Consider the following 21,786-nt stretch of genomic DNA (forward strand, 5'->3'; position numbering starts at 1 on the left):
CTTTTGCCTAAATTCCATATTCAATGAAAACGATACTTGTTCCTGTAGGGTCTTCAAAAAACGCAAAATCACATTTGCAATATGCCGTAGATTTTGCAAAAGCATTTGGCGCTAAATTATATGTTGTTCAAATATATAATGTTTATACCAAAGCAGGAACCATGATAAAAATTGATCATATTCTTGAAAGAGAATCTAAAGCCTTTTTAGATGACCTTGTATCTTCTATTGACACTAAAGGCGTAGACTTAAGCACGAGAACATTTAAAGGCAAATTAATTGATACATTAGAAAAAGTTTGTAACGCCTTAGATGTAGATCTGATGCTTATAGAACCAAGGACAAATTCAATTAAGGATGAAGTTTATTTAGGAAAAACCTCTGGTAGAATAGTAAAACGAACCCAAATACCGATTTTGATCGTACCAGAAAACTATGTGTATAAACCTATCGTTAAAATATTAATAGCAATGAAGTCTGCTATTATAAAAAAGGAGGGTGTTTTAAATCCTGTAAAATCTATTAAAAATCAATTTAAGGCGGTTGCTAATGCGCTATTGGTTAAAACACCGTATCATAAAGAGGATGATTTTATATTAGAGGATGAATTAAAGGGTATGCTCACAAACATTACTTATGCTGAAAGCCCAACAACATTTCAAGCGGTTTTAGAACACTATAAAAATCATAGCCCTGATCTATTGTGTGTGGTAAGACGAAAACGTGGTTTTTTCTCCAAGCTTTGGGAAAACAATACTATTTTTAAAAAAGACTTTCACAGCTCAAAAATCCCTGTCCTAGTTTTAAGTGGTATGAAATAATATTTGGGGATGTAGCTCAGCTGGCTAGAGCGCTTGACTGGCAGTCAAGAGGTCGGCGGTTCGAGTCCGCTCTTCTCCACAAAAGCGTAATTTTAATTACGCTTTTTTATTTATGAATTCTTGAATTAATTCTGCTACATCTTTTAATTGGGCAGATAAAACTTCCTTTTCCCAAGGATGTTTTGTGTTGAAGACGTGATCCGCACCATCAATAATAGTTAATTCACAATTCGGGTTCCATTTGTGTAGATTTTCTCCTTCTTTTATACTTACTGAGGTATCGTTGTCACCATGAATTATTAAGTGAGGGATTGTCAGTTTTTTTATGGCTGATTTGATATTGAGTCTTTCCTCGTTTACTTTGAAATCTTCGTAAAACTGATAGTAATGTGGCATTTGCTGTTTTGTTCTTCCGTTCATAACGTATTTAACACCAGATTTCTTCCATTCCTCTAAATTTCCTATTGTAGCAGTTCGTTTACTAAAATCACAGACACTTGCTAGAGTAATTAATTTTTTGACTCTGGAGTCTTCAGAAGCTTTTATTATGGCAATTCCACCTCCTCGGCTATGTCCAATGAGGGTGATTTCATTTTTATTGACTTTGGAATTATCTTGAAAATTATGTTCAATCCAATTTAATACATCATTTAAATCGTCTAGTTCCTTTGTGTAATTGTTGTTGCCAAAAGCTTCAAGATCTGGAAAGTCTATAGGATTTTTAATCGTGCCACCGTTATGAGAAAAATTGAATTTAATGAAACAGTAACCAGCGTTCGCAAAATGTTTTGCCATTAAGTTCCATGCGCCCCAATCTTTAAAACCCTTATATCCATGACAAAAAACAACTATTGGACACTCCTTTTCAGTGGTTGAATTAAATACATCTAATAAAATTGGCTTTTTGCCATTTCTCTCTAATACTATATTTTTTAAAATCGTCATTGATTTAGTTCTTTTTCAACAAAATTTAATTTTGGATTACAAATTTCAGATATCAACTTCTTTAATTCAACTTCGAAATTAGATAGAGTATCTAAGGTTATTTCTTGGTTTTTTGTTCTGGACTTAGCAGATGACTTGGTGCCAAATTTTAAAAACCCTTTTTTAAGATTTTTAAATGATATTATGCCAGCTTCTACTGGAAGTTGAATTGCGTTTTGTTTGTGCAACATATAGGCATAACACAAAATCTGGAAGGATTTGCTGTATTTATCATAGTCTGATGTTATGTCGGGCCACTCAACTATTTCAACCTTTCCTTGATCAACCTTTCCGGTTTTATAATCTATTATTCTCGTAACACCATTAAATTCGTCTACTCTATCAACAGTTCCTTTCAATTTAAAAGGAAAGTTAAACCCATCTACCCGTATATCAATAGATGATTCTATTTCAATTGCTTTTATTTTTATTTTGTTTCCCGTCTTTAGACTTTCTTTTTCATCTTCAATAAATGATTTGATATAGTGTTGTGCAATATTGAATATGATAAGATTCTTACCTTTCGTAAAATCACCTTCTTTATATAATAATTTAAAATGTTTTGTAACGGTAGCTTCAATTAAAGCAAATAATGAATCTAAATAATCGAGGGTTAAGTATTGATCAATTATTGGGTCATAAAAATCTTTTAAGGTCTCATGAATTACAGATCCCAAGGTATTGAATGCTATATTTTCTTCAACATCTTCGAATTCCTTAATTCCAAGAATTTTTTGATAATAAAAATCTATCGGATTTCTAATGTAGTTGCTTAAAGACGATGGAGAAAATCCTTTTGACGCAAATTCATGGACCTCCCGCATAACCATATTGGTCTTTGGAACCTCCAGTAATTTATTTTCGATTTTCGGGACATGTGGAGAAGCAATAAAATGTTCTATATTATGAATACCTTCAATTTCCAACTGGGTGATAAATCTACTTTTCTCACCACCATTTAATGCATCACTCTCCGTGTTATAAAGTATATAAACATTTTTTGCGCGTTGTAATAAATGATAAAAATGGTAAGTATAAACAGCATCCTTTTCTTTAAAAGTTGGTAAACCGTTTTCGATTTTAACATCAAATGGGATAAATGAATTATTGCTTTTACCAGCCGGTAAAATACCTTCATTAACAGAGCTTATAATAACAGTTTCAAAATCTAACACTCTAGACTCTAACATACCCATTATTTGTAAACCTTCTAAAGGTTCGCCCCTAAAATCAAGACTTTCTGAATTTAATAATTCGCTATAAATAGAATTAAGAGCCACAACCGAGATGAGATGTTTATGGCTACTATTTAAGGCTTTTAATTGATTGAAAAGTGTATTGAATTTATATAGATATTCTAATTCTAGGCCATTTCTTTTTTTCTCTTTGTCGATTACACTTTTAATTTCAAAAATAATTTTAGAGCATTTATTCAATGCGTTTGTTGGGTTATCTTCCCAACTATCAAAAAATAAGCTAATTAATTCTATGTTTCCTTTTGAAATTTCCTTAAGCTTTGAGGCAGACAAATAAGTAAGGTTATAAGTTTGTATATGATTTAAAATATCATTTGCCGTGTTGCCAGAGGCGGTTTCAAATAATTGGTAAAAGGAAGGATGTGATAGTATGCGGGTCACATCTTTATGATAATAGGAGCTAGCTTCTTTTTTATGAATTGTAAATAATGCATCAAATGCAGATGCTAATGGCACATATTTTAATGCAAGTCCCATTGTAACATTTAGTGTTTCAATGGATTTTGGCAGTGAATTTAAAACAGGTATTAATAGGTTTTCTTCACCTAAAACAACCGCAATATCAGACAATGTCTTATTCTTTCTTTGTAAGCCTTCTAATACCTGACCTATATATTTTGCTTGTCCTATTAGTTTTGGAATACCAATTACTTTGATGTTTTTACTTTCTTTATAGTTGTTGTGCAACCAATTGAAAGGGGCTTTTTTAAAATAATTCCATGAGTTTTTGTGATGTCTAAAAAATAATCCAGCATCATGAATTGGATCCTTAATGAAGGTCTCGTCTACGTCCCAATAAATATGGGCTAGATCGTTTTGAAGAAGACCTTGGATAATTATTGATTCTGCTCTGTTTAAAGCATTAAAACCAAGAAAAACATGTGTTTTAGAAGGCTTGTTTTCAATATATACTTCTAGATTATCACATGCTTCCCTATATATCAATCCCTGGTATCCAAATTTAGAATTCAGAAGGTTTTCGGTAAACTTAGAGTAATATTCCTTGAGTTTATACCAAAATTTAAGGTGGTTTTTTATAAGGTCTGTTTGGTTTTCTTCCTTAGACCAATGGTTAAGCTCAACAATCGCAGTTAAATAATCAAAAATTTGATTTTGTTCTACAAGATGCCTGTCAATTTCGTTAAAATCTTGTAGTAGGATTTGGGCCCATTTTGAAAACGATTCGAAAGGTTCAACTTCATCATCTGGTGTTATGCTTTTATAAGTGCCATATAGACTAAACAGTAAATCGATGTTAGATAACACTTTTAATCCAGACAACTCCTCAACAAACTCCTCAATACTTTTTATTTCTGGCGAGAAAATAGGTTTGTCAATTAATCCGGCTAATTGATGCTTTAAAAACACACCTGCACGTTTACTTGGTAGGATAAATTGAAGATCTTCAAAATTTAATTTTTTATGCTTTAGATCTAACAGTACGGACTTAATGAAACTTACCATGTATTAAAAATAAAAAACGCCCCGTTTAACGGAGCGTTTTTTAAATATTATTTAGAAGTATCTAATTAATTTTTTACCAAATTAACTTCAACACGTCTGTTCTCTTTTCTACCAGCTCTAGTTTTGTTATTGGCAATTGGCTTATCTTCTCCATATCCTGCAGCAGTTAATCTGTCCGCATTGATTCCATTCGCGATTAAATAATCTCTAACTGCATTTGCTCTTCTTTCAGATAAAGCTTGGTTACTTGATTTAGAACCTACACTATCAGTATGACCACCAATTGCAAAATTGGCCCTTGGATACTCTTTAAAGATTACAACCATTGCTTGTAATACTTCATCTGTATCTGCTCTAAATGATGCTTTGCCAGTATCGAATAAAATATCTCTAGCATACGTATTTAATGATTTTACAACCTCCTCAGTTGGCTCTATTACAGGACATCCATCATTTGCAACTTCACCAGCTTCATTAGGACATTTATCATCTTTATCTAAAACACCGTCACCATCAGTATCTGGCCATGGACATCCGTTGTTAGCAGCAGGACCCGCTTCATTAGGACAGTTATCATCTCCATCTGCAACGCCATCTCCATCAGCATCTGGACAACCCATTAATGCTTTAAGACCAGCTACACTAGGACACTTATCATCTTTATCAACAACACCATCTCCATCACTATCAGGACAACCGTTAAATTCGGCTAAACCTGGAGTGTTAGGACAATCGTCTTTAGAATCTTGAATTCCGTCATTATCAGAATCAGGACATCCGTTGAACATTTCTAAACCAGCTTCTTCTGGACAAGCATCATCTTGATCGTAAATACCGTCGTTATCAGTATCAGTACCACCAAACTTGAATACTAACCCAACTGAATGTTGGAAATGCTTAGGTAAGTAATCTTCAAAAGCATGCTTATACATAGTTTGAGCTTCTACACCTAACTTCTCGTTAAACCAAAATCTCAAACCTAAATTTCCGTTAAGTGTACCAGCACCTACATTGTCTAACCAAGTGTAACCACCACCTACACCTAGGTAAGGCTCGAATTTTTTAGAGTTTAAAACTTCTTGGAAGCTATAAGAAACCGAACCATCTAAGCTGTAATATGATAAATCATTAACAGAATTAGTTCTTTCTTCTCCAGTACTTGCATCAACAATTTTGGTACCAAATTTATCGATGCTATTAAGCGTACCACCTGCAGTAAAAGTAAACCCATCGCTTAAATATCTAGAAACTGCAACTCTAGAAATAGTCGGGAAAATATTCCAGTGATCTGAAACGTTAAAAAACTCATCGAAATAAGGCCCTTGAGGTAAATCCTCACCTACAGGATATGCATCTACTGCATTTGTCCCTAAGCTTATAGCCCATGGATTGTTTTTATCTTGCGCATTTGATGTGCTGAAACATACTAAAAGCACTGTAACAAATAATAATCTGCTAAGATTTTTCATATTCTAATTAATTTAATTTTAAGTGTTAATTGTTGGCAAAAGTAAGTTGTTAAATTTTATTAACAAAGACAAATATATAAAAATATTGTAAAAACGCCCTAAAATAGTGAGTTTCTAACCATTTTAAATAATATTTAGAGCTTTCCCAACTTTAACAAAAGCGGCTATGGCTTTATCTAGTTGATTTACCTCGTGCGCTGCTGATAATTGTACTCTTATTCTAGCTTTTCCTTTTGGTACAACGGGATAGAAAAATCCGATTACATAAATGCCTTCTTCAAGTAGCATTTTTGCCATTTTTTGAGCTAATTTGGCATCATATAACATAACAGGAACAATAGCCGAATCACCATCTATTATATCAAAGCCAGCTTCTTTCATGTTTTTCTTGAAGTATTTGGTGTTCCAATCTAGCTTGTCTCTTAGGGATGTGTCATTTTTTAACATGTCAAAAACCTTTATTGAGGCACCTACAATTGCTGGTGCAAGTGAATTAGAAAATAAATAAGGTCTTGAACGCTGTCTTAAAATCTCTATGATTTCCTTTTTTGCTGTGGTATAGCCTCCCATTGCTCCTCCCATTGCTTTGCCAAGTGTACCTGTAATTATGTCAATTCTTCCTAAAACACCCTTTTCTTCAAGTGTGCCAATTCCGGTTTCGCCAATAAATCCAGTAGCATGGCATTCGTCTATCATAACCATAGCATCATACTTTTCAGCCAAATCACAAATATTATCTAATGGAGCAACTAAACCATCCATTGAAAAAACACCATCTGTAACAATAATTTTATGCCTTGCCCCATTTTCATTTGCAGCAACAAGTTGTTTTTCTAAATCCTCCATATCATTATTCTGGTAACGATATCTGGCTGCTTTACACAACCTAACGCCATCAATAATAGATGCATGATTCAGAGAATCTGAGATAATGGCATCTTCCTTTCCTAAAAGTGGCTCAAAAACTCCACCATTAGCATCAAAAGCGGCAGCATATAAAATAGTATCTTCTGTCCCGTAAAAATCTGCAATTTTCTGCTCAAGTTCTTTGTGGATGTCTTGAGTACCACATATAAATCTAACAGAAGACATACCAAAACCATGTGAGTCTAATGTTTCTTTGGCTGCTTCAATTACTTCTGGGTGTGAGGATAAACCCAAATAATTATTTGCGCAAAAGTTTAAAACTTTTTCTCCTGTATTCAATGTAATTTCTGCACCCTGAGGAGACGTTATAATTCTTTCTTCTTTGAATAAGCCAGCCTCTTTAATTGATTCAATTTCTTTTTGTAAATAGTGTTTTATAGAACCGTACATATTTTTAATCTTTTATAAGGCAAAGATACAAGCAATAGACTAGACTTCAATAACATCCACCTCTTCATTTATGTAAACCAGAATTTTATTAATTACCTTATAGTTCATTTCATTTAAAACAGACTCATAATCAAGTAATTGATTTGAGTAAGATGACTTATGTTCACCTGTTTTATAGTCAATAATTATAACCTCATTTTTTGTATTGATATTTAATCGGTCTGGCCTTATTTGTCGGCCTGTCTTAGTAATGATATCTACTTCATTGAAGATATTATATTCATTAGAGAAATAATGCTTCAATGCCTCATGATTAATGACTTCATCAATAATTAATGTGAGCGATTTTAACTCTTCTTTTGCTAAATTGCCTGATAGCACCATATCTTCTAATGCGAAGGAAATGTCGTTAGGTGTTTTGATTTTAGAAAGCAACTCATGAATTAAATTTCCTCTCTCCATAGCCTTTTGTTGCTTTGTGTCCCAAAGCAGCCCGGATTTAGTAATAATTTGCAGATTATGGTCCTCTTTTTTGGAGGAGATTAAGTTTAATGAAATAGATTTATCTGAAGACTCAATTTGCGTTGAATGATCTTTTTGTTCGTTTACCCCAAAGTTATATTCAGTCTTGTTGTCGGCCCATTGTCCAATGGATTGAAGATAAGATATAAGCATACCTGCATATGTCTTAGTATTTAACTCTCCCTTAGAGCTGAAGTCTTTTTTAGAGATTATATATAATTGTTCAATTGGTCTGGTAAGAGCAACATAGAGTAGGTTAATATTGTCCAACTCTAATTGATGCTGGTGAGTATCATAAATGGATTTACCTGTTTCTCCAAATTGTTCAATATCATTGTTATAATTGATTAATAGAGAATCAAAACCTTCGGATTCATTTCTGTCTAGAGGAAACCAAACTTTTGGATTGAGTTCCTTATATACATTTAACTCTGCAAATGGGAAAATAACTATAGGAAACTCAAGGCCTTTAGACTTGTGAATTGTCATAATTCTCACCGCATTTAAATTAGCTGGAGAAGATATGCTTAACTTATCTTTTTTATGCTCAAAATAATCTAGAAATTGGTCTAGACCAGAGTTTCGCTTTTGAGTAAATTCTAATACAAAATCGAGGTAGTATTGCAAAAATGCATCAGGTTCATTGTTAAGTTCAAAAGTTCTTATTATTTCTTCAATTAATTCATAAAGAGGCAACTGTAATAATTCCTTAAGATTAACAACATAGCCAATTGATATTAGACTGTTGAGACTATCTTTTAAATTGGATTTATTGTGTGTTAGGTAAAATGAATGCTTGTCAGAGAGGTTTTTTAATTCAGAAATAAATGTTAGGAATTCAATTTTGGCAGTGGTATTCTCAGGTTGTATTAACAACTTGATGAGATTATTAATAAATACAACTTTTTTAGAATTTTTAATTAGCAGGGTTTCAGATGATGTAATTTCAATAGAATTATTTGTCAAATAATCTGAAACGGCTACACCCTCTTTATGTTTTCTAACCAATACACAGATGTCTCTCAATTCATATCCATTTTTAAGACAAGTTTGAATCTTTTCTAGGACTTTCTGAGAGTATATTATTGACTTATCCTCTTCATTTTCAGAATCATCTATAAAACTGAGATTAACATAACCAGATTTATTAATCGCTATATTCTGTTTTGAATTTTGATATAGTTCAGAATAAGTCTCACTGGCTAAATAAGAATGACTTAAATAATTGAACAATCCGTTGTTAAATTTTACAATTTCAATACAACTTCGATAGTTCGTGTCCAATGACTCTACTCTGGCATCAACGTGAAACGGGTTCTCCTTTTTGTTGTAAAGGTCTATGAATTGCTCTACTTTTCCGCCTCGCCATCTATATATTGCCTGTTTGGCGTCTCCTACCAGCATTAAAGATCCATTATTTGTCGAAAGAGCATTATCAACTAACGGAATTAAATTGTTCCACTGCATCACAGATGTGTCTTGGAATTCATCGATGAAATGATGTCTAAATTTTTCACCTAGGCGCTCATAAATAAATGGAGTAGGTTGGTCTTTAACTTCATTGCTAATTAGGGTATTAAATTCTGAAATCAGCAATATATTTTTTTCCTCTTGAATCGTTTTAAGTTCATATTTAATTGCGTTTAAAACAGATAAGGGTGTTATATTCCGAAGTATTTCGTTTAGTAGCTTAAGATTATAAATTAATTTTTTTTGCTTTTTGTAATTATGCTCTATTTCTGGAAGAATTGCTTGAATAGTTTCAGCAATATGATTTTCTAATTTGCTAGAATATAGACCAGTGCCATTTTCAATATTTTCTTCAAGTTTATTTTTGTATAAATCCTTGAGATTTAATTTAGACGCTTTCAAAAAATGATTTGGCAGAGTTTTTCTGGTAAAATCTTCAAAACTTAAACCAGACTCTTCAATTAAGGTTAGGGTTTTATTTGCAATCTTTTTAATGTCATTTTCTAAACTTTGTTTGTCGTTGTAAATGCAACCCTTTAACCTTTTGAAATCGTCTAGTGTTTTATTTTTCAGACCTTTAATTGCTTGTAAATCATTCTCGTTTACAAGTAATTTGGAAATATTATTAAAATCATAGCTTACATCCCAACTTTTGTCGTCGTCTGCCTTTTCAATAGCGAAGTCAACTAAAATTTTTGTCAAGCCCTTATCGGTTCCTGCCTTGCTTATTAAACTATCAACAGCCTCAGCTAATAGTCTCTCTTGATCTAATTCAACTTCGAAATTTACAGGCAACTTTAGATCTCTCGCAAATGTTCTTATAACACGATGTGTAAAACCATCTATTGTTGAAATATCAAATGCGCCATAGTTATGGATGATTCGTTTTAATATTTGTTGGGCCTTAACCTCTAAATCAATTGGAGTAATTTTTAATTCATCACAGATAGCAGTAAACATTTCGTGTGATTTTGCCGATGGATCTTGTGATGAAAAAATCTTAAGCATATTTATTATACGCTCTTTCATTTCTGCAACAGCCTTATTGGTAAAGGTAATGGCTAATAAGTGTTTGAAATATTCAGGATCCTCGGAGGCAATTAATATTTTTAAGTAAGATTTAGTGAGAGTAAATGTTTTGCCACTTCCAGCCGAAGCATTATATATTTTAAAGGTAGAATATTGCAAAAGATTAATTTTATACCAAAATAGGGAATCTTAATAATTAATTTAGATTTTCTTATTCTCATTATCGTAATTTTGTTAATAATGAATTATTAATCTAAAATCAATAATTATGGCTTTTGAATTACCGAAATTAAAATATGCTTATGATGCTTTAGAACCGCACATTGATGCGCGTACAATGGAGATTCACCACTCAAAGCACCACAACGGATACACAACAAAGTTAAATGCAGCAATAGATGGAACTGATTTAGACGGAAAGTCTATTGAAGATATATTAACAAACTTGGATATGTCTAATTCTGCGGTTAGAAATAACGGAGGCGGATTTTACAATCATAGTTTGTTTTGGGAAGTAATGAATCCAGAAGATAGAGGCTATTTATCTGGAGAACTAAAAGATGCTATTGAAGCAGAGTTTGGATCTAAAGATGCCTTTATTGAGGCATTTAGTAAGGCGGCTGCAACTCAATTTGGTTCTGGTTGGGCATGGTTGTGCGTTCATAAAGGAGGTAAGGTAGAGGTTTGTTCTACACCTAACCAAGACAACCCATTAATGCCTGGAGTTAGTTGTGGAGGAACACCAATATTAGGATTGGATGTATGGGAACACGCTTACTATTTAAATTACCAAAATAGAAGACCAGATTATATTGCGGCATTTTTTAAAGTAATTAACTGGAACGAAATAGAAAGAAGATACGCAGAAGCGAAATAAATAGAATATTCTTTTTCAATTTGCCCAAGTCTTTTAAGGCTTGGGTTTTTTTGTTTGGGACTAGGATATTTTTGAAGATGTGCAAAATGAAAAAAGGTGAACAGAGAGTTCACCTTTTTTGCCCCAAATCTACCATAAACTTAACCTACTTATGTTATGGTGACTCAAATATAAGTGGACTATAATTTAACAAATGAATTTTTTGGATAAACGACCTATATATTAGTCTAAGAGTGGAAAGCGCTAACAATATTTACATATGTTAATCATATTTTTCATTTAATTACGGACATAACTTAAAGTAAAACTTTAATTAGGTCCATAAAAAAAGGTGAACATTGTTCACCTTTTTTTGCCCCAAATCTACCATGAACTTAACCTACTTATGTTATGGTGACACCAATGTATATTTTATTTGTTGAAACGAAACAAATATTGGATAAACGGCATAAATCATAGATGAAATACTAATTTTATCGGATAAAATTACCATTTTATCGAAATTAATACGCACGTTCCTTGTTACCTTCATAAAAGTTAATAAAGGCTTTGTTTACAACTCTGTTTCCTCCAGGGGTTGGGTAATCTCCTGTAAAGTACCAATCTCCTAAATTTTTAGGACATGCTTTGTGAAGGTTCGCTACAGGTTGAAATATTATTTTAACCTCAGCTTTCACACTATCCTCACTTAATAACTCTGAGATTTTATCAGAAATCTGTTCGTCTGTGAAATTGTTGTAGATTTCTTTGACATAGTTTTTAACGTTGTTGTCATTGATACCTACTTGGTTAATACATTTGTTGTAAACTTCATCAACAATATTATACTGGTTGTTTTCTTTTAACAATTCAAGTGCCGCTCTAAAGGCTACTAAACTTTCTAAGTTTGCCATATCAATTCCATAACAATCAGGATATCTTATTTGAGGCGCTGATGAAACTACGATTATCTTTTTTGGACCTAGGCGATCCATCATTTTAATAATACTTTTTTTTAAGGTAGTACCACGAACAATACTATCGTCAATTATTACAAGGTTGTCAGTTGGTTTAATAACACCATACGTTACATCATAAACATGGGCTACCAAATCATCTCTACTACTATCTTCAGTAATAAAGGTTCTGAGTTTTACATCTTTTATCGCAATCTTTTCAATACGTGGTCTTTCAGATAGAATTTCTTCAACCTTATCAGCCGAAAGACTTCTTTTACCGGTTAGGATTACTTGAGTTTTTTTATGATTTAGGTGTTCTTCTACTGTGTCAATCATTCCGTAGAAAGAGGTTTCTGCGGTATTTGGTATATATGAGAAAACGGTATTTCTTGTATCATTCTCAATTGCCTCAAGAACCTTTGGCATAAGTAGCCTTCCCAATTCTTTCCTTTCCTGATATATTTCTGCATCACTTCCTCTAGAAAAATAAATACGTTCAAAAGAACATGCTTTGCGTTCTAATGGTTCTAGAATTTTTTTAATCTGAATGTGACCAGATTTTTTTGTAATTATTGCATGCCCAGGATCTAATTCAATAACCTCTTCAAAGGGCACATTGAATACAGTCTGAATTACAGGTCTTTCTGACGCCACAACAACTACCTCATCGTCTTTATAATAATATGCTGGTCGAATTCCTGCAGGATCTCTTAAAACAAATGAATCGCCATGGCCTAATAAACCTGCCATTGCATAACCGCCATCCCAATTTTTTGCAGCACGTTTTAAAATTTTTCCAACTTTTAAACGCTCAGCAATTAAAGGAGAACACTCAATTTTTGAATAACCTTCTTTTTTTAGGTCTCTATAGATTTTTGATACTGCATCATCCAAAAAATGGCCTATTTTTTCCATTACGGTAATAGTGTCTGCCTTTTCCTTAGGATGCTGACCTATCTCAACTAAATTATCAAACAGCTCATTAACATTGGTCATATTAAAATTTCCAGCTACGATAAGGTTTCGATGCATCCAATTGTTTTGCCTTAAAAATGGATGTACGCTTTCCACACTGTTTTTGCCAAACGTACCATAGCGTACATGGCCCAAAAGCAATTCTCCTATATATGGAATATGCTTCTTTTGAAGTTCTACGTCATTCTGATACTCTGGATTTTGAGCAATCTCAGAATTGATGCGATCATTAATTTGGGAGAAAATATCCTGAATAGGCTGTTGAGCAATAGACCGAACACGACTGATATAACGTTCGCCAGGATTAGTATCTAATTTAATACTTGCAAAACCAGCACCATCTTGACCTCTATTGTGCTGTTTCTCCATCATTAAATACATTTTATTCACACCATAAAATGCACTACCATATTTTTCTTTATAGTATTCTAATGGTTTTAAAAGCCTTATAAGTGCTATACCGCACTCATGTTTTATTGCATCACTCATTTTATGTAATAAAAAACGCGCTCAATTTCGAGCGCGTCAAGTTACGTTAATTCTATATCAAATTGTGTTAGACTTTTAAATTGGTCTAAACGTTTATAAATTTCGTTATCTTCTAAATTCTGCATTCGCTCTGTACCAAATTTTTCAACACAAAAAGAAGCCAAAGTAGATCCATAAATAACAGCGTTTTTCATATTTTCAAATGAATAGTCCTCTGTTTTTGCAAGATAACCGGTAAAGCCTCCTGCAAATGTATCACCTGCACCTGTTGGATCAAAAACCTCTTCTAGTGGAAGGGCAGGTGCATAAAAAACACTTTCTTGATGAAACAAAAGGGCTCCATGCTCACCTTTTTTAATAACTACAAATTTTGGACCCATATCATGGATCTTTCTTGCAGCTACAACTAATGAATATTCACCCGTTAGTTGCCGTGCCTCTTCATCATTTATTGTGATAACATCAACATGTTTAATTGTGTTATGTAAATCTTCTAACGCACAGTCCATCCAAAAATTCATAGTGTCAAGCACCACTAGTTTTGGTTTTCTAGTCATTTGATTTAATACACTCATTTGAGTTAATGGGTGAAGATTTCCGAGCATTACAACATCTGCATCTTTAAAATCTTCAGGAACTTTTGGTTCAAAATCCGCAAGCACATTAAGTTCTGTTACCAAAGTATCTCTAGAATTCATATCGTTGTGATATTTCCCACTCCAGAAAAAGGTTTTACCCTCTTCTATTATTTCTATTCCGGAAACATCAATGTTTTGCTCAGACATATAGTCTAAATATTTCTGTGGAAAATCACCACCTACAACAGAAACTACAGCAGAATTTATATTGAATTTTGAAGCGGCAAGTCCAATAAATGTTCCTGCGCCTCCAAGGATTTTATCGGTTTTACCAAATGGAGTTTCTATAGCATCAAACGCTACAGTACCGACAATCACTAATTTACCCATTAAAGTAAGTTTGATTAAGTTGCAAATTTAAGTAAAATATATTCCTTTAAAAATTATTACTCGCTTCATTAATTGAATGATGCAAATGAGTCATTTATTTTATCAATTCTTAACATTTTATAGTCAAGTACATAATTCTGATAAACCCTCCATGGTGCTTTATCTCCCTGATTAGGTAGAATATTTTTCGCTCGATGAATATAGCCTGAATTTAAATTAAGTAATGGTGTTGATTTAAGACTGGCATCTTTAGTTTTTGGGCAAATAGAGTGAAAATTATGTTTATTCAAATACCTAAAAACCCGTGTAATGTATTCACTTGTTAAATCACTTTTTAAAGTCCAAGATGCATTTGTATATCCTACAAAGAGGAATAAATTAGGAAGGTCACTTAGCATACAACCTTTGTATACATAAAGTTTAGAGATATCAATAGGTTGTTGGTCAACAGAAATTGAAACTCCACCTAAAGGTAATATTCTTAAACCTGTGGCACTTACAATTATATCTGCCGTAAGTTCTTTGCCAGAATCTAATACAATACCAGTTTGATTAAAGTGATTTATTTTAGCCGTCTCAACGGAAGCACTACCTTCTCTAATAGATTTAAATAAATCGCCATCTGGAGCCAAACAAAAGCGTTGTTCCCATGGGTTGTAATTTGGTGTAAAATGTGGGTATACAGGGACATCTCCTAATTCTTTTTGCGCCTTTTTAACAATATACTTTTTCATGGTATTTGGCCATTTCCTACAAGCATTAAAAAAAGCCATGTCTAAAAGCACATTTTTTATTCTAATGGTCTTATGCGCTATTTTTTTAGGCAAAATAAACTTTAAGAATTTAGCTATTACATCCTTATTCGGTAGTGCACCGACATAAGTTGGCGACCTCTGTAGCATTGTTACATGACTGACAGTTTCTGCAATTTTAGGAACAATTGTAACTGCGGTTGCTCCACTACCAATAACGATCACCTTTTTATTATCCAACTTTAGGTTTTTTGGCCATTTTTGGGGATGAACAAAATCTCCTTTATAATTTTCCAAACCTTCATATTCAGGTGTGTAGCCTTTATCATAATTATAGTAGCCGCTACAATTAAAAATAAATCTAGTTGAATAGGTAATTTTAGCTTCAGTTTTGGTGTCAACCGATGTTATACGCCAAAGTTTATCTTTAGAGCTATAGTTATAAGAAATTGCACGCTGGTTAAAAGCAATATTGTCAATAACATTATATTCTCTTGATGCTTCGTTGAGATATTTTAATATGGATGGTGCATCTGCAAAGGACCTTGCATCATCCCAAGTTTTAAAAGAATACCCAAAAGTATACATGTCAGAATCAGATCTTACACCAGGATATTTAAATAAGTCCCAAGTACCACCAAGAGTTTCTCGTGATTCTAATATTAAATAAGACTTTTCTTGATTTTTCCTTGTTAAGTGACATGCTGCACCGATACCAGACAGACCAGCACCAATTATAATAATATCGTAATAATTAGAATCCATTAGATTTTATTTCCTTCCAAAATCAGCTGGAATTTCTCCCCAAGCCTTGGTTTCCCATTTTACAACGGTAGTTGAATATTTATTTTCATTCAACCACTTTATTGCCCTGTCCACCAATTCAAAAAGGGGTTTGTTCTTATCGCTCCGATTGAGTTTTGTGTTGCATTTTTTCTTTTTGACCCAGCTCATGGCTGTTCTAGAGTCTGTATAGATTATGCGGTTACTTTTCTTCTGTTTTAAAAATGCTAATCCATGAACAATAGCTAAAAATTCACCAATATTATTAGTACCCTCTTCAAATGGCCCTTGAATAAATAATTGCTTTTTTGTTTTTGTCACTACACCACGATATTCCATTTTACCAGGATTTCCGCTAACAGCAGCATCAACACATATCGAATTTAGATTAGGTTCACCAATTTTTTTCAACTGTTCTACTGAGAGTTCACTTTTAAAGGTTTTAGATTTGCCAATATACTCCTTAGAGCCTTCCTTGTATGCTTTTTTGGCGGTCTCAAAAGATGTAAAAGATTTGTATTGAGCACCTTTAAAGTTTTTTATCTGAGCTTTACAATCTTCCCAAGTCTCAAATACTCCTGTATTATGACCTTTCCAAACCGTATAGTATTTCTTTTTCTTCTTACTCATTAAGCAAATCATTAACAACCTTAGGAAAATGTTCCATTTCTAAAAGATGGATTTTAGAAGCTACATCCTCAGGCGTGTCTGTTGGCAAGACGTCGCATTTTGCTTGAAAAATTATTGCGCCTTCATCATAGTTCTCATTCACATAATGAATTGTTATGCCTGATTCTTTTTCATTATTAGCCACAATAGCATTGTGGACGTGCATACCATACATACCTTTTCCTCCATATTTAGGAAGTAGCGCAGGATGAATGTTTATCACCTTATTTTCATAGTTGTTAAGAATAAATTCAGGAAATTTCCATAGAAAACCAGCGAGTATAATAAGATCTGGGTTCTGTATTTTTAAAATATTTAATACATCTTCGGACTTAGAAAAAGCGACTCTATTGAATGATAAAGCACTAATATTTAGTCTTTTACACCTATCTAAAACTTTGGCATGAGGATTGTTAGTCAATACCTGAATAACAGACACATTATCAATGTTGTGAAAAAACTTAATTAAATTTTCAGCATTAGATCCGCTACCGGACGCAAAAATTACTACACGTTTCATATACTACTATTCAATGTACTATTATTCGAGACAAAAAAAAGAATAATAATTAACAATTAGACGCAATTCATTAACAGATATATCGAATTTTGCCATCTATGAGCACATTTTATCGGTAAAGATGTTTTTTAAAATAAAGTTTTTTATTTTTGCGGTCTAATTAAAACTTAAAATTAAAAGATTATGTCAGACATTGCATCAAGAGTAAAAGCGATTATCGTAGACAAATTAGGTGTTGATGAAAACGAGGTTGTAACAGAGGCAAGCTTCACTAATGATTTAGGAGCTGATTCGTTAGACACTGTTGAATTAATAATGGAATTTGAAAAGGAATTTGATATTCAAATACCAGATGATCAAGCTGAAAATATTGCAACAGTTGGTCAAGCTATTTCTTATATAGAAGAAGCAAAATAATAACGTTTTTATGGAACTGAAGCGAGTTGTAGTTACTGGTTTAGGAGCACTTACACCAATAGGCAATACCAAAGATGAATATTGGGATGCACTAATTAGTGGTAAAAGTGGTGCTGCGCCAGTTACGCATTTTGATGCGGAAAAATTTAAAACACAGTTCGCTTGTGAAGTAAAAAACTTTGAAGTTACTGACTTTATTGACAGGAAGTTAGCAAGGAAAATGGATAAGTTTTCGCAGTATGCCATGGTTGCTTCAGATGAAGCTATTGCAGACTCAAAACTTGATCTAGATTCACTAAATAAATATAGAGTAGGAGTAATTTGGGGAGCCGGAATAGGCGGTTTAAAAACATTTCAAGATGAGGTGTTAAATTTTGCCGCAGGAGACGGAAGCCCACGTTTTAATCCTTTCTTCATTCCAAAAATGATAGCTGATATAGCACCTGGAAACATATCCATTAAATATGGTTTTATGGGCCCAAACTATACTACAGTATCCGCATGTGCGTCTTCAGCAAATTCAATGATCGATGCTCTAAACACTATTAGATTAGGACATTGTGATGTTGTAATTACTGGTGGTAGTGAAGCTGCTGTTACAATAGCTGGTATGGGTGGTTTTAATGCTATGCACGCCATGAGTACAAGAAATGACAATCCAGAAACGGCTTCAAGACCTTTCGATGCAAACCGAGACGGTTTTGTATTGGGTGAAGGAGCAGGATCAATCATTTTAGAAGAATACGAGCATGCTATGGCAAGAGGAGCTAAAATTTATGCTGAAGTAGTTGGAGGAGGATTATCTTCTGATGCTTATCATATGACAGCACCTCATCCAGATGGTATTGGTGTTGTTGCGGTAATGAAAAATTGTTTAGAGAATGCCGGTTTAAATCCAGAAGATGTAGATCATATTAATACACACGGCACATCGACACCATTAGGAGATGTTGCTGAACTTAAAGCTATATCTGAAGTATTTGGCAACCATGCTAAGAACATAAATATTAATTCTACTAAATCAATGACAGGTCATTTGTTGGGTGCTGCCGGAGCTATTGAGGCTATTGCTTCAATTTTAGCTTTAGAAAATGGTATTATACCGCCCACAATTAATCACGAGACTGTTGATGAAAATATAGATCCAGAATTAAATTTAACGTTGAATAAAGCTCAGAAACGAGATATTAAAGTCGCAATGAGTAATACATTTGGATTTGGCGGACACAACGCTTGTGTATTATTTAAAAAATTAGATTAAATCCCGAATGGGTTTCATTCGTAACATACTAAATTCCCGTTCTCCTGGAGACGGGAATTTTTTTTTGAAACTTAAAAGTATTTTGGGCTTTAAGCCAAAATCTAAATCACTTTACATCAAAGCTTTTACACATCGTTCAATGAATATTAAGGACAAGAAGGGTAATGCCATAAATTATGAGCGCCTAGAATTTGTTGGCGATGCAATGTTAAGCTCCGTAATTGCGTCATACTTGTACGAACAGGTACCACATGGCGATGAAGGATATCTCACAAAAATGCGCTCAAAGGTGGTGAGTAGAGAGCACTTAAATGAGCTTGGCAAAGACCTTGATCTAATTGATTTGGTTCAAAGTCGAATACCCAAATCAAACTTTGGGAATAACATTCATGGTAATCTTTTTGAAGCCCTCGTTGGTGCTATTTATTTGGATAAGGGGTACAAGGTTTGTGAACGATTTATATATAAAAGAGTTATTTATCCGTACGTAGATATTGAAACTTTAGAAGGCAAGGTAATAAGTTATAAAAGCTTACTAATAGAGTGGTGCCAAAAGGAAAAAAACACCTTTGATTACGAGGTTTATGAAGACACAGGAAAAGATGAACTAAAGCATTTTTCTGTTAAATTAAGTATTAATAATAAAGTAGTTTCAAAGGCACGCGCAACTTCAAAGAAAAAGGCTGAAGAAAAGGCATCAAAGCGTGCATTTTTTGCCTTTCAAAAGCAAATGACAAAGTTGATCTAAAGCCGTAATTAAGGCATCCCAAATTTAACTTGCACTACAACGTTTTCGTAATTTTTAAGGGTTAAGATTAATCAAAAGTTAATCTATGTAATCTATTATTGTCCTATATTTACACTTAAAAGTTATAATTTTATGGCTTTGCACAAACTACTAGTTGATGATTTCTATGATGACTCCTACAAGCTAATTGCTATTCATTGTAGTATTGAAGATTATCGACTAGCATATATACTCAATAAAAATTTAGATTTAAAATTAAAGCGTAAAGAAGAGGATATAGATCTTAAATATTTGGAATCTTCTTATAGTCTATTTGAGTGGAAGAATGAAACAGAATACGTTACTTGGAATTTAATTTCTAATGTATGTAAAAAGGAAGAAACAAGTTTATATAGTTCAGGAACATTATTTGAAGATACCAACAAGGTTTTAAAAACATTTCACTTAATATCTGAATATAAAACAGTTGATTATTTTATTAAGATTTCAGAGGAAATGCAGAATATTAATGAAAGGGTCATTTTAAGCAAATTGCAAAATGTGCCCCAGATAATTACAAGTTACATTGTAGACCCAATGAAACTGAGATCTAAAAACCATTTAATTTTTTGAATTGATGCCAAATAAAAAAACAAAAATAGTAGCTACTCTTGGACCAGCAACAAGCACAAAAGAAATATTGAAACAGATGCTTGATGAAGGTGCAAATGTATTTAGAATTAACTTTTCTCACGCAGATTACGATGCAGTGAAGGAACGCATAAACATTATTAGAGAACTCAATGATGAATTCGGGTACAACGCAGCGATTTTAGGAGACCTGCAAGGGCCAAAGTTGAGAGTTGGAGTAATGAAAGGTGAGGTGATTGTAAATGAAGGAGATGAAATAATTTTTGCCACAGGAGAACGTTTTGAAGGAACCAAGGAAAGGGTATATATGACCTATGATAACTTTCCTCAAGATGCAAAACCAGGCGAAAGAATATTATTAGATGATGGTAAGTTAATTTTTGAGGTTGTTTCTACCGATAAAAAGAGTGAGGTTAAAGCAAAGGTTATACAAGGAGGTCCTTTAAAATCAAAAAAAGGAGTAAATCTACCCAATACCAATATTTCGCAACCAGCATTAACTGAAAAGGATATTGAAGATGCACTTTTTGCTATAAGCCAAAAGGTAGATTGGATTGCACTTTCATTTGTAAGACATGCTGAAGATTTAATGCAGTTGGAGGAGTTGATTAAGGAACATAGTGATTATAAAATTCCAATTATTGCGAAAATTGAAAAGCCTGAAGCGGTTGAAAACATAGACAAGATTGTTGCCTATTGTGATGGCTTAATGGTAGCTCGTGGTGATCTAGGTGTAGAAATACCTGCAGAAGAGGTTCCTCTAATTCAGAAGAAATTAGTGTTACGTGCTAAACGTGCCAGAATCCCTGTAATTATTGCAACTCAAATGATGGAAACAATGATTACAAGTTTAACACCGACTAGAGCTGAGGTAAATGATGTTGCTAACTCTGTGATGGATGGTGCGGATGCTGTGATGCTCTCAGGTGAGACTTCAGTTGGGCAATATCCTGTGCAGGTAATACGGCAAATGGCCAACATAATTAGAAGCGTAGAAGATTCTCATTTAATTGAGGTACCACAATCACCACCACATATTAGAACTAAAAGATATATTACAAAAGCTATTTGCTACCATGCTGCAAATATGGCAAATGAGATAAATGCAAAAGCTATTTCTACATTGACAAATAGTGGCTATACTGCATTTCAAATATCTGCTTGGCGACCAGACGCACACATATTGGTATTTACTTCAAATAAGCGAATTTTAACGCAATTGAATTTGCTTTGGGGTGTAAAAGCATTCTACTATGATAGATTTGTAAGTACAGATGAAACCATTGAAGATGTAAATGCAATTGCTTGTAAAAAAGGTTACCTAGAAGTTGGTGATATGCTTATTAGTTTAGCAGCAATGCCAATTCAAGACAAAGGTATGGTAAATACATTACGGGTAACTGAAATTGAAAGCTGTAGCTTTTAGT

General features: G+C 33.3%; 17 protein-coding genes and 1 tRNA gene. 8 read left to right on the forward strand and 10 right to left on the reverse strand.

Translation table 11 applies throughout. The features are described from left to right. Nucleotides 1–23: 23 nt before the first annotated feature. Together LBV24_RS04540 and LBV24_RS04545 are read left to right on the forward strand one after the other, a co-directional pair. On the forward strand, nucleotides 24–821 hold the full coding sequence (locus tag LBV24_RS04540) for a universal stress protein (protein ID WP_224477405.1): 798 nt from the start codon (nucleotides 24–26) through the stop codon (nucleotides 819–821). A gap of 5 nt (nucleotides 822–826) precedes the next feature. Further along, a tRNA-Ala gene (locus LBV24_RS04545) sits at nucleotides 827–900 on the forward strand. Between the two features lie 17 nt (nucleotides 901–917). Here LBV24_RS04545 and LBV24_RS04550 read toward each other — a convergent pair. From LBV24_RS04550 to LBV24_RS04570, 5 genes are all read right to left on the reverse strand, one after another. Beyond that, a complete protein-coding gene (locus tag LBV24_RS04550; protein ID WP_224477406.1) occupies nucleotides 918–1,766 on the reverse strand; it encodes an alpha/beta hydrolase family protein in 849 nt (282 codons plus the stop codon). Continuing rightward, a complete protein-coding gene (locus LBV24_RS04555; RefSeq protein WP_224477407.1) occupies nucleotides 1,763–4,525 on the reverse strand; it encodes a PD-(D/E)XK nuclease family protein in 2,763 nt (920 codons plus the stop codon). The genes LBV24_RS04550 and LBV24_RS04555 overlap by 4 nt, the downstream gene beginning before the upstream one ends. A gap of 65 nt (nucleotides 4,526–4,590) precedes the next feature. After that, on the reverse strand, nucleotides 4,591–5,994 hold the full coding sequence (locus LBV24_RS04560; RefSeq protein ID WP_224477408.1) for an OmpA family protein: 1,404 nt from the start codon (nucleotides 5,992–5,994) through the stop codon (nucleotides 4,591–4,593). A 123-nt stretch (nucleotides 5,995–6,117) separates the two neighbouring features. Next, on the reverse strand, nucleotides 6,118–7,311 hold the full coding sequence (gene kbl, locus LBV24_RS04565; protein ID WP_224477409.1) for a glycine C-acetyltransferase: 1,194 nt from the start codon (nucleotides 7,309–7,311) through the stop codon (nucleotides 6,118–6,120). A 39-nt stretch (nucleotides 7,312–7,350) separates the two neighbouring features. Further along, on the reverse strand, nucleotides 7,351–10,491 hold the full coding sequence (locus LBV24_RS04570; protein ID WP_224477410.1) for a UvrD-helicase domain-containing protein: 3,141 nt from the start codon (nucleotides 10,489–10,491) through the stop codon (nucleotides 7,351–7,353). A 109-nt stretch (nucleotides 10,492–10,600) separates the two neighbouring features. On the opposite strand from LBV24_RS04570, the gene LBV24_RS04575 reads away from it, so the two are divergent. Continuing rightward, on the forward strand, nucleotides 10,601–11,209 hold the full coding sequence (locus tag LBV24_RS04575) for a superoxide dismutase (protein ID WP_224477411.1): 609 nt from the start codon (nucleotides 10,601–10,603) through the stop codon (nucleotides 11,207–11,209). A 503-nt stretch (nucleotides 11,210–11,712) separates the two neighbouring features. Here the strand turns inward: LBV24_RS04575 and LBV24_RS04580 are convergent. The 5 genes from LBV24_RS04580 to purN form a co-directional block, all read right to left on the reverse strand. Further along, entirely contained in the window at nucleotides 11,713–13,611 is a 1,899-nt protein-coding gene (locus LBV24_RS04580; RefSeq protein ID WP_224477412.1) for an amidophosphoribosyltransferase, read from the reverse strand. 41 nt (nucleotides 13,612–13,652) lie between these two features. Next, nucleotides 13,653–14,579, reverse strand: coding sequence for a PfkB family carbohydrate kinase (locus tag LBV24_RS04585; protein WP_224477413.1), 927 nt, complete (start codon nucleotides 14,577–14,579; stop codon nucleotides 13,653–13,655). Between the two features lie 68 nt (nucleotides 14,580–14,647). Then, nucleotides 14,648–16,096 (reverse strand): flavin-containing monooxygenase, encoded by a 1,449-nt coding sequence (locus tag LBV24_RS04590; RefSeq protein ID WP_224477414.1) that lies wholly within the window; start codon nucleotides 16,094–16,096, stop codon nucleotides 14,648–14,650. Between the two features lie 6 nt (nucleotides 16,097–16,102). Beyond that, entirely contained in the window at nucleotides 16,103–16,744 is a 642-nt protein-coding gene (locus LBV24_RS04595; RefSeq protein ID WP_224477415.1) for a ribonuclease H1 domain-containing protein, read from the reverse strand. Next, nucleotides 16,737–17,303, reverse strand: a complete 567-nt coding sequence (gene purN / locus LBV24_RS04600) for a phosphoribosylglycinamide formyltransferase (RefSeq protein WP_224477416.1) — start codon at nucleotides 17,301–17,303, stop codon at nucleotides 16,737–16,739. Before purN ends, LBV24_RS04595 begins: the two co-directional genes overlap by 8 nt. Nucleotides 17,304–17,486: 183 nt before the next feature. Here purN and LBV24_RS04605 point away from each other — a divergent pair, with 183 nt between their 5' ends. The 5 genes from LBV24_RS04605 to pyk all read left to right on the forward strand — a co-directional run bounded on the left by LBV24_RS04605 (nucleotide 17,487) and on the right by pyk (nucleotide 21,785). Beyond that, complete coding sequence (locus tag LBV24_RS04605) at nucleotides 17,487–17,720, forward strand: acyl carrier protein (protein ID WP_008269813.1); 234 nt, start codon at nucleotides 17,487–17,489, stop codon at nucleotides 17,718–17,720. 10 nt (nucleotides 17,721–17,730) lie between these two features. Next, a complete protein-coding gene (fabF, locus tag LBV24_RS04610; RefSeq protein WP_224477417.1) occupies nucleotides 17,731–18,981 on the forward strand; it encodes a beta-ketoacyl-ACP synthase II in 1,251 nt (416 codons plus the stop codon). Nucleotides 18,982–18,988: 7 nt separating this feature from the next. Continuing rightward, nucleotides 18,989–19,729 carry a ribonuclease III gene (rnc, locus tag LBV24_RS04615; protein WP_224477418.1) on the forward strand — a complete coding sequence of 247 codons (741 nt, stop codon included), beginning with the start codon at nucleotides 18,989–18,991 and terminating at the stop codon, nucleotides 19,727–19,729. Between the two features lie 132 nt (nucleotides 19,730–19,861). After that, nucleotides 19,862–20,341: an IPExxxVDY family protein gene (locus LBV24_RS04620; RefSeq protein ID WP_224477419.1), complete on the forward strand. Its 480-nt coding sequence runs from the start codon at nucleotides 19,862–19,864 to the stop codon at nucleotides 20,339–20,341. Between the two features lie 4 nt (nucleotides 20,342–20,345). Next, the gene (pyk, locus tag LBV24_RS04625; protein ID WP_224477420.1) at nucleotides 20,346–21,785 is read left to right on the forward strand and encodes a pyruvate kinase; all 1,440 of its coding nucleotides are present in this window, start codon (nucleotides 20,346–20,348) and stop codon (nucleotides 21,783–21,785) included. Nucleotide 21,786 lies beyond the last annotated feature (1 nt).

This window comes from Winogradskyella vincentii (assembly GCF_020166345.1).
Taxonomy (GTDB): Bacteria; Bacteroidota; Bacteroidia; order Flavobacteriales; family Flavobacteriaceae; genus Winogradskyella; species Winogradskyella vincentii.